We start from the raw sequence: 8,793 nt of genomic DNA on the forward strand, positions 1-8,793 counted from the left end.
ACCCGGACAAATTCGAATCATCGGCGGCCAGTGGCGCGGCAGAAAACTTCCCGTACCCCACAGCCCCGGCCTGCGCCCCACCACCGATCGCGTGCGGGAAACGCTGTTTAACTGGCTGGCGCCGGTGATCCAGCAGGCACGCTGTCTGGACTGCTTTGCAGGCAGCGGCGCGTTGGCGCTGGAAGCGCTGTCGCGGTATGCCGCTCACGCCACGCTGCTGGAGGCAGAACGCGGCATTGCGCGTCAGCTCAGCCAAAATCTGTCGCTGCTCCGGGCGGAAAACGCCAGCGTGATCCATACTGATGCGCTGCAGTGGCTGGCTCAGCCAGGAGAGGCCTTTGACGTGGTCTTTCTCGATCCACCGTTTCGACAGGGATTGTTGAACAACACGGTCAACCTACTGGAAACACAAGGTTGGCTGGCGGACGACGCCTGGATCTATATTGAAACAGAGGCGGAAAACCGCACCCTGAACCTTCCGGCCAACTGGCAGCTGCACCGTGAAAAAGTCGCAGGCCAGGTCGCCTACCGGCTCTACGCGCGCGGCTGACAGACCGGCAACCTCAGAGGACATTATGATAATTTGGATTAATCTCGGACGATTACTGATGCTGGGCGTGTGGGGCTTTCTGATCATGAACCTGATTCAGCCGTTTCCGCGGCCGTTAAACATCTTCATGACGGTAGCGATGGTGTTCATGGTCCTGATGCACGGCATGCAGTATCTGTTGCTGAAGGCCAGTCAGCCCAAAGACGCCCCGCCCATCAGCGGGATGACGCAACTGCGGATCTTTCTGTTCGGGGTATTCGAGCTGATGGCGTGGCAGCGTCATCAGCCGCAGGACAGCAAGCCGAAAAAACGCTAGGTGCAGGGGCATCCGCGCATACGAGGCGGATGCCGATAACCGGGATCAGGACTTCTTGCCGGGCAGATAAGGAAAATGGGTCACGTTGTCGCCCAGTTCGGCAATCCGTGAACTGCCGCGCTCCCGCTCCTTCACCGAATCAATGCGAATCACCGCCTGCAGCGGAATATAGCTGCGGTCAACGCCGGCAAATTCGGTCTTCAGTTTTTCCGTACTCGGATCGACCAACAGCTCCGACGGGCTTTCAAACACGAAGTCGGCGATTTCGATAAAGCCGAACAGCGCGCTCTGCGCCAACTCGCGGACATAGAGCTGATAGTTCTTGCCGTTGTTCATAAATTGAATGCGGTAGAGTGCGGATTCATTACTCATTCAACAACATTCTCCCTTTCGAGCGATTAACCGTGACGTACTGCCACCTATCCGGCGCTACCTTAGCATGATGCCCTACTACCCGCATCCGCCATCCCGTCGTTGTCTGCCTGAGGGTCGATCACCTACACTGAAAGAGCCATCATTGTGCAGATTCATACCAGAAGCTGGGTTTCGCTTCGGCGCACTCGCTCTTCTGGCCGTCTGAATTTCCCACATTTAAGGACGTTCTATGCTTTGGTCATTTATTGCCGTTCTTTTTTCCGGCTGGCTGTATGTCGACGCCAGCTATCGTGGCCCCACCTGGCAGCGCTGGCTGTTTAAGCCCCTCACCTTGCTCTTGCTGATCGCGCTGGCCTGGCAGGCGCCGATACTGAACGTCCCGGCTTACCTCATCGTACTGGGCCTGCTGGCGACGCTCGCCGGCGATGCGCTATTGATGCTGCCCGCACAGCGAATGTTGTACGCCATCGGCGCTTACTTCGCCGCCCATCTGCTGTACACCATCAGCTTCCTGTCCACCCAGATGACGCTGAATTTGTTCTGGCCGTTGCCGTTGCTGCTCGCCATTGTGTCGGCGTTGCTGATTGCGATGCTGTGGACCCGACTGGACACGCTGCGTCTGCCGGTATGCGCATTTATCGCCATGACCGCCGTGATGGTGTGGGTGGCGGGCGGCCCCTACTTTGCCGTCAGCACCGACTACAACCTGTCGCTGCTGGTCGGCGCGGCCCTGCTCTTTATCGGGCATGCGTCCTGGCTGATTTACCACTTCCGCTTTAAATTCCCGGCTCATCAGGTGATTCTGGCCATCTGCTATTTCGGCGGCCATTTCCTGATTGTCCGTTCCATCTATGCCTGAGTGTTAAACGGCGCGTGAGCAGAAGCGGGTTATTTGCCCGCTTTACGCAGGAGATAACGGTAGGGCAAAGCATCTGTCGTCTGACCGAGCAGCTCATGCTCCATAAACACGCAGAAACCGGGAATATCGCGCGTCGTCGCGGGGTCATCGGCAAGGATCAGCAGCGTCTCTCCCGCGGCCATGTCGCGAACCGTCTTGCGCACCAGCATTACAGGTTCCGGACAGCGTAATCCTAGCGTGTCGAGGGTTCGGTCGGCGTGGGCAAAAATATCGGTCATGGCGAGTCTCAAAAGGGGTTGTCGATGAATAGCGGCCTTAGTTTACGCTGCGAATTTCAGGGCGCAAGCCGCGAAAAACCCCCATGTTCAAAGAAAACGGAAATGGGTATGATGCCGTTTTATTGACGTCCTGCGCCAAGCAGAACGTTGTCACTGGGTTCCCTCACCCCATAAAACCAAAAAGGTCGCGACATGTTTGACTTTACGCCGCAGCAGCGGCTGACAGCATTGTGCTGGCTCACGCTATTCCACATTCTGATTATCACCTCCAGTAACTACTTAGTGCAGCTGCCGGTTTCCGTGTTCGGCTTTCACACGACCTGGGGCGCCTTTACCTTCCCGTTTATTTTTCTGGCGACGGACCTGACGGTGCGGATTTTCGGCGCGCCGCTGGCACGACGCATTATTCTGCTGGTGATGATCCCGGCGCTGGCGATTTCCTATCTGGTTTCCTCGCTATTTTATGACGGCAGCTGGCAGGGTTTAGCCTCGCTGAGTCAGGTCAATATCGTGGTCGCCCGCATCGCCTGCGCCAGCTTTATGGCTTACGTACTGGGACAAATTCTGGACGTCCACGTCTTTAACCGCCTTCGGCAGCGCAGCGCCTGGTGGGTCGCGCCTTCGGCGTCCACCGTGCTCGGCAACCTCTGCGACACGCTGGCGTTCTTCTTTATCGCGTTCTATCGCAGCCCGGACCCGTTCATGTCCACGCACTGGGTGGAGATCGCGTTGGTGGATTACACCTTCAAGATCCTGATTTGCGGCATTCTGTTCCTGCCGATGTACGGCATCATGCTGAACATGCTGCTCAAACGTTTGAGCGAACGGACGCCACAGACGGCATAACACCAGATTGTCCCGAAAGGGGCCGACAGACAGGCTTTGTGACAACAAAACGCTTGTTTTTACTGCCTGAATCGGGTGGCATAGCCGCATTGATGTTTTCTGGTTGAGGAAAGAGACGCTATGTCGAAAGTAGTCAAATTTATCGGGATCGGATTGCTGGCCGCGACGTTAGCCGCCTGTGATGGCAAAAAAGACGAGACGTCTTCCACCGCGGATACAGCGGCGCAGGCTCAGAGCAGCCAAACAATCTCGTTGCTCTCCGGCAAGCTGACGTTCGCCCTGCCCGCAGACCTGAGCGATCAGAGCGGCAAGCTGGGCAATCAGGCGAATAACATGCACGTGTACGCCAACGAAAGCGGGCAGAAAGCCGTCATTGTGATTCTGGGCGACAGCACGACCGAAGATCTGCCGGTACTGAGCCAGCGTCTGGAAGATCAGCAGCGTACCCGTGACGCCAATCTGCAGGTCGTCACCAATAAAACCATCGATGTCGACGGCCACAAGCTGCAGCAGTTGGACAGCATCATCTCCAGCAGCGGTCAGAAAGCCTATTCCTCCGTGGTCCTCGGCATCGTCGGCGACCATCTGATGACCCTGCAAATTACGCTCCCCGCAGACAATCAGCAGCAGGCGCAGACCGAAGCGGAAAATATTATCCGCACGCTGAAACTCAACTGATGCTTAGCGTTCAGGGCCTTAACCCGGCCCTGAACCGCCTTTCCGACGACGACGGTCACGCCCTGTTTCGCCGTTTATTCCTTTCCCAAGCCCGCACAACACTGTTATTACGAATATGTCGGTTATAATCAATAGGATGGATAACTGCACGTAAGAGGTTTCTTTACATGCCCGTAACACCTAATCGGCCCCCTGACAACACATCGGCCCAGCCCCCTTCCCAAGAAGACGCCTCGTCTTCGGCGAAGAAAACCCCTATCGCCCGGCTGACCCGCTGGGGGAAATGGATTCAGTCTTTACCCTACGTCGCGCACTTTATTCGCGCCGTCGAACGGTTCAATGACCGCATGGGCAGCCAGTTCGGGGCGGCGATCACCTACTTTTCCTTTTTGTCGCTGATCCCCATACTGATGGTCTCTTTCGCCACGGTCGGGTTCGTGCTGGCCTCCAACCCCGATCTGCTCACAGAGCTCATCAGCCGCATCGTCAACAGTATCAGCGATCCCAATCTCGCTAATACGCTGAAAAACACAGTGAATACGGCGATACAGCAGCGTACTACCGTGGGACTGACCGGTTTGCTGATCGCGCTGTACTCCGGGGTGAACTGGATCGGCAACCTGCGAAACGCCATCCGCGCGCAGTTCCGCACGAAGTGGGAACGCAATCCGCACGATGAAGAGAAAATCTATTTTCAGTATCTGTGGGATTTCCTGTCGCTGCTGGGGCTGTTGATCGCGCTGGCGTTCACGCTGTTCCTGACCTCCGTCGCCGGTACGGCGCAGAACAGAATTGTGATAGCGCTGGGGCTGGAAGGGATTGAATGGCTGCGGCCCGCCATGACGTTGATTGCCATTTCGATTTCTATTTTTGCCAATTATCTGTTATTTCTTTGGATTCTTGGCGTTCTGCCGCGCCGCAAGCCCAATCGAAAAGCGCTGTTGCGAGGAACCTTGCTGGCTGCCGTTGGCTTCGAAATATTGAAATTCATTATGACCGTCGTGCTGCCCAAACTGGCCTCTTCGCCCTCCGGCGCCGCCTTTGGCTCGGTTATCGGCCTGATGACTTTTTTCTATTTCTTCGCCCAGCTGACGCTCTTTTGCGCCGCGTGGATTGCCACCGCCAAGCCTAAACGTCACAACATAACCGAGGACACGGCAGAACCGCCGACGGCCTCTTAATCATGATCGGCGGCTTAGCCGCCGATCATGTCACCCAGACAGGAGAAACGTATGCCGGTTGTTACCGTCCGCATCCTCAAAGAGGACACCACCGCAGAGCAAAAAGCGCAGGTCATTAGTGGCATCACGCAGGTACTGGAGAACGCGCTGGGAAAGGATCCGGCCAAAATCATCGTGATGATTGACGAAGTGGAGGCCGATAATCTGGGCGTCGGCGGGCAGAGCATCAGCGAACGGCGTAAGTCGGCCTGACCCGTTGGAAGCGGCATTGACACGTAAAACGCCGTTCCCTTCCTGATGACGGACCGCGCGGCGGTCCGTATTTTAACTCTCGACCATGTCATGATGAACAGCGCCAGGGCGTCGATACGCGGACAAACCCGCCGAGCCTGACTCTGGCGAAATCGGGCCAGGGGATCACGGGCGCGGTGTCATCCCCCTGTGCTATCAGCCGGTTTCATCATCCCGTTATACATATCCAGCAGCTCTTTCAGGTTGGCCTCGGGTTCGCCCGGCTGCTGTTGCAGCAATAGCGTCGCATTTTGCGCCAGCTGCAGGCGCAGCGCCTGATTAAGAGACTCCAGCGTCACCGAAGAGAGATAGGTTTTACGCAACTGCTGATACTGCTCCGGCGCGATATCCACGACGCCGCTTCGCTGCGAGCGCAGCCGCTGTTCCATCAATATCTGGGTGCCGGTGCGCGCATAGGTGGCAAACAGCTTATCCAACTCGTCATTTTTGCGCGCCACCAGCGCATCGAACTCGGCCTGCGTCAGGCCCTTGTCCTGTAGTTCGCTGAGCACGTTGCCCACCAGCGTGACGCCCTCAACCAGCTGCTCGCTGTTCAGGTTATCCATATGCAGAGAGCACTGGGCTCGCCCGTACAAAACGTTGCAGTCGAAGCGCACGTTGGCCTCTTTCAACGCGCTTTTCTCCAGCGCCTGCTGTACACGCTGGAACATCGCCTCCCGCGCCAGATCGCGTTGCCAGTAGCGGGCCAGTGCATTTGAATCTCGAATCGGCTGCCAGACCGTATCCCACACCAGCGCGATGGAGTCAGGTTTGCCTGCCGTGCCGATCAGTCGGGTCGGTTCCGCGGGCAGCGGAGACAATACCGGCATCGGCGCGGGCGTCGCGCGCTTGCCTTCCAGCGGCGCGAAAACCTTCCGAATCTGGTCGACGATGGCGCGGTGATCAACGTTACCGACGACATACAGCGTCATCGCATCCGGCGTGTACCACGCTTTGTAGAATGCCTGCAGCGCCTCGGCCGTCAGCGGCGTTTTGACCGGCTGTCCCGGAGTGTGCGCCAGCAGAATGGAATCTTGCAGACGATATCGCCAGGCGGGATCTTGCGGATTGGACGGCAACGTGGCGACGCCGTCTCCCATCGGCTGAGCCGACCCTATACTTTTATCGTCGAAGGACAACCCGCCTGCGGTTTCCGCCAACCAGCTCAGCGCCTCTTTCAGCAGCTCCGGTCGGTTATTCGGCAGGCTCAAATTATAGGAAGTGAAATCGTACGAAACGACAACCGGCGACGGCTTCTCGTCGTTGGGAGAAGACGCCCACAATGCCGCCAGTTGGCCCGGCGAAAATGACGCATTAGGCATCATCGCCAGACGGGGAATGACGTGAGAAAATCCAGTTTGCTGTGTGTTTTCGCTCAACGACCCCGTGTTTACCACCAGACGAAGTTCGAGGTAGTCATTGGGACGCTGAGGGGTGGTCAGAAGCTGCCAGTTAAAGCCGTTATCCAGCTTACCCTGCTGCCAGGCGGGATCGGGCTGTAGCTCTTCCGCCAACGCAAAACGGCCAACGGCCGCCAGTAAAACGCCACCTAATAAAAGACTGATTTTGGTTCCCTGCATGTGAACCCCTGCTTTTTTATCACTATCTGAAGACGTGCATTTTATGGATTACGGTGACGATTCTGCGGTCACCACACTGTGTACTCACCTCACAAAAAACAGAGCCGCAGTGTACCATTCGGTTAGACCGCGCGCTTTCGTCGATGTCACTCAATAGGGCGAAATATACCTAAAAAAGTGAAAAATGCTGAATGTTGACGTCTCAGATAAACAGCGGCCCACAGCGTTAATATCCGCTGCGGGCCGAGAGCAGAAAGGCAATAACGTCAGGAAATACGCGGGGGAGAGGACTCCGGCTTGGCGGGTTTGTGGTTATCCAGCACCTCATTCAGCTGCTTTTCATCCAACTGACCGACCCATTTGGCGACGAAGATTGTCGCGACGCCGTTACCCACCAGATTGGTCAGCGCACGGGCTTCCGACATAAAGCGGTCGATGCCCAGAATCAGCGCCAACCCGGCCAGCGGCAAATGACCTACGGCGGAGATAGTCGCGGCCAACACGATAAACCCACTGCCGGTGACGCCCGCCGCCCCTTTCGAAGACAGCAGCAACACCACCAGCAACGTTACCTGATGCCAGATATCCATGTGGCTATTGGTCGCCTGCGCAATAAACACCGCCGCCATCGTCAGGTAGATCGACGTGCCGTCGAGATTGAAGGAGTATCCCGTCGGGATCACCAGCCCCACGACCGACTTCTTACAGCCCGCCTTCTCCATTTTTTCCAGCATCCTCGGCAGAACCGACTCGGAGGAAGACGTTCCCAGAACAATCAGCAGCTCTTCCTTGATGTAGCGAATGAACTTGAAGATGCTGAAGCCGGTCGCGCGGGCGATGGACCCCAACACCAGAATGACAAACAACAGACAGGTGACGTAGAAGCAGACCAGCAGCTGTCCCAACTGCACCAGCGAGCCGACGCCGTATTTACCTATTGTGAACGCCATTGCCCCGAACGCGCCCAACGGTGCAAGACGCATGATCATGTTGATGATGCCGAAAATGACTTTGGAAAAGCTTTCGATCACATCAAAAACGATTTTCCCTTTCGCGCCTAAGCGGTGCAGCGCGAAGCCGAACATCACCGCAAACAGCAGAACCTGCAGGATATTGCCGCTGGCGAACGCGCCGATCACGCTGGCGGGAATGATGTCCAACAGGAACGGGATGACGCCCTGTTCCGCAGCCTGGCTGGCGTAGTTGGACACCAGAGACGCATCCAGCGTGCTGGGATCGACATTCATCCCCGCACCCGGCTGCATCAGGTTGACGACGACCAGCCCGATCAGCAACGCAACGGTACTCACCACTTCGAAGTACAGCAGGGCGACGGCGCCGGTCCGCCCCACCGCTTTCATACTTTCCATGCCGGCGATGCCCGTCACAACCGTACAGAAGATAACGGGCGCGATGATCATCTTAATTAATTTAACGAAACCATCACCAAACGGTTTCATTTGCTCGCCGATGGATGGATAAAAATGCCCCAGTAGTACCCCGATAGTAATCGCCACAATCACTTGAAAATACAAACTTTTGAAGATTGATGTTTTCATCATTATGTCCTTGGGTAGGAGTGCACACGTGGACGAGAAACGGCATAACACAGCCACCTGTGATTGCGCAGAAAAGTAACATTGCATTAACAGTTCGAATATCTTTTATAACTTAAGTTTGTGACTTAAAGGCGAGAGTTAGGAGCTGAATCGCATCAATAGGTTATGAATAAAAAATAGTGCAGAAACAGCCCGATAACAATGTCAGCGGGGGAAAGGACGGGGAGCGATCTAACATACTGTTATTTCTGTCTCTTATACACATCTCCGAGCCCACGAG

The 8,793-nt window shown here is 56.1% G+C and carries 11 protein-coding genes; 7 read left to right on the forward strand and 4 right to left on the reverse strand.

The annotated features are described in order from the left end of the window. On the forward strand, positions 1–550 hold a 550-nt coding region (gene rsmD / locus Q7O77_RS11050), incomplete at its 5' end, for a 16S rRNA (guanine(966)-N(2))-methyltransferase (RefSeq protein ID WP_304166969.1). A gap of 31 nt (positions 551–581) precedes the next feature. Continuing rightward, on the forward strand, positions 582–866 hold the full coding sequence (locus Q7O77_RS11055) for a DUF1145 family protein (RefSeq protein ID WP_176223553.1): 285 nt from the start codon (positions 582–584) through the stop codon (positions 864–866). A 45-nt stretch (positions 867–911) separates the two neighbouring features. On the opposite strand, the gene Q7O77_RS11060 is transcribed toward Q7O77_RS11055, so the two are convergent. Next, a complete protein-coding gene (locus Q7O77_RS11060; protein ID WP_085652324.1) occupies positions 912–1,238 on the reverse strand; it encodes a DUF1820 family protein in 327 nt (108 codons plus the stop codon). A 232-nt stretch (positions 1,239–1,470) separates the two neighbouring features. Here Q7O77_RS11060 and Q7O77_RS11065 point away from each other — a divergent pair, with 232 nt between their 5' ends. Then, positions 1,471–2,100 carry a lysoplasmalogenase gene (locus Q7O77_RS11065; protein WP_304166974.1) on the forward strand — a complete coding sequence of 210 codons (630 nt, stop codon included), beginning with the start codon at positions 1,471–1,473 and terminating at the stop codon, positions 2,098–2,100. 29 nt (positions 2,101–2,129) lie between these two features. On the opposite strand, the gene tusA is transcribed toward Q7O77_RS11065, so the two are convergent. Continuing rightward, positions 2,130–2,378 (reverse strand): sulfurtransferase TusA, encoded by a 249-nt coding sequence (tusA, locus tag Q7O77_RS11070; RefSeq protein ID WP_304166977.1) that lies wholly within the window; start codon positions 2,376–2,378, stop codon positions 2,130–2,132. Positions 2,379–2,570: 192 nt separating this feature from the next. Here tusA and Q7O77_RS11075 point away from each other — a divergent pair, with 192 nt between their 5' ends. From Q7O77_RS11075 to Q7O77_RS11090, 4 genes are all read left to right on the forward strand, one after another. Beyond that, complete coding sequence (locus tag Q7O77_RS11075) at positions 2,571–3,224, forward strand: 7-cyano-7-deazaguanine/7-aminomethyl-7-deazaguanine transporter (protein WP_304166980.1); 654 nt, start codon at positions 2,571–2,573, stop codon at positions 3,222–3,224. A 120-nt stretch (positions 3,225–3,344) separates the two neighbouring features. Continuing rightward, entirely contained in the window at positions 3,345–3,902 is a 558-nt protein-coding gene (locus tag Q7O77_RS11080; RefSeq protein WP_304166981.1) for a DcrB family lipoprotein, read from the forward strand. 167 nt (positions 3,903–4,069) lie between these two features. Continuing rightward, on the forward strand, positions 4,070–5,083 hold the full coding sequence (gene yhjD, locus Q7O77_RS11085) for an inner membrane protein YhjD (RefSeq protein WP_304166984.1): 1,014 nt from the start codon (positions 4,070–4,072) through the stop codon (positions 5,081–5,083). A gap of 51 nt (positions 5,084–5,134) precedes the next feature. Continuing rightward, complete coding sequence (locus Q7O77_RS11090; protein WP_304166987.1) at positions 5,135–5,335, forward strand: 2-hydroxymuconate tautomerase family protein; 201 nt, start codon at positions 5,135–5,137, stop codon at positions 5,333–5,335. Positions 5,336–5,514: 179 nt separating this feature from the next. Here the strand turns inward: Q7O77_RS11090 and Q7O77_RS11095 are convergent, their stop codons facing one another. Both Q7O77_RS11095 and Q7O77_RS11100 read right to left on the reverse strand, forming a co-directional pair. After that, a complete protein-coding gene (locus Q7O77_RS11095) occupies positions 5,515–6,954 on the reverse strand; it encodes a pitrilysin family protein (RefSeq protein ID WP_304166990.1) in 1,440 nt (479 codons plus the stop codon). A gap of 266 nt (positions 6,955–7,220) precedes the next feature. Further along, positions 7,221–8,513, reverse strand: coding sequence for a dicarboxylate/amino acid:cation symporter (locus tag Q7O77_RS11100; RefSeq protein ID WP_304166993.1), 1,293 nt, complete (start codon positions 8,511–8,513; stop codon positions 7,221–7,223). Positions 8,514–8,793: the final 280 nt, after the last annotated feature.

This window comes from Lonsdalea britannica (assembly GCF_946477055.1).
In the GTDB taxonomy this organism is placed as follows: Bacteria; Pseudomonadota; Gammaproteobacteria; order Enterobacterales; family Enterobacteriaceae; genus Lonsdalea; species Lonsdalea britannica_A.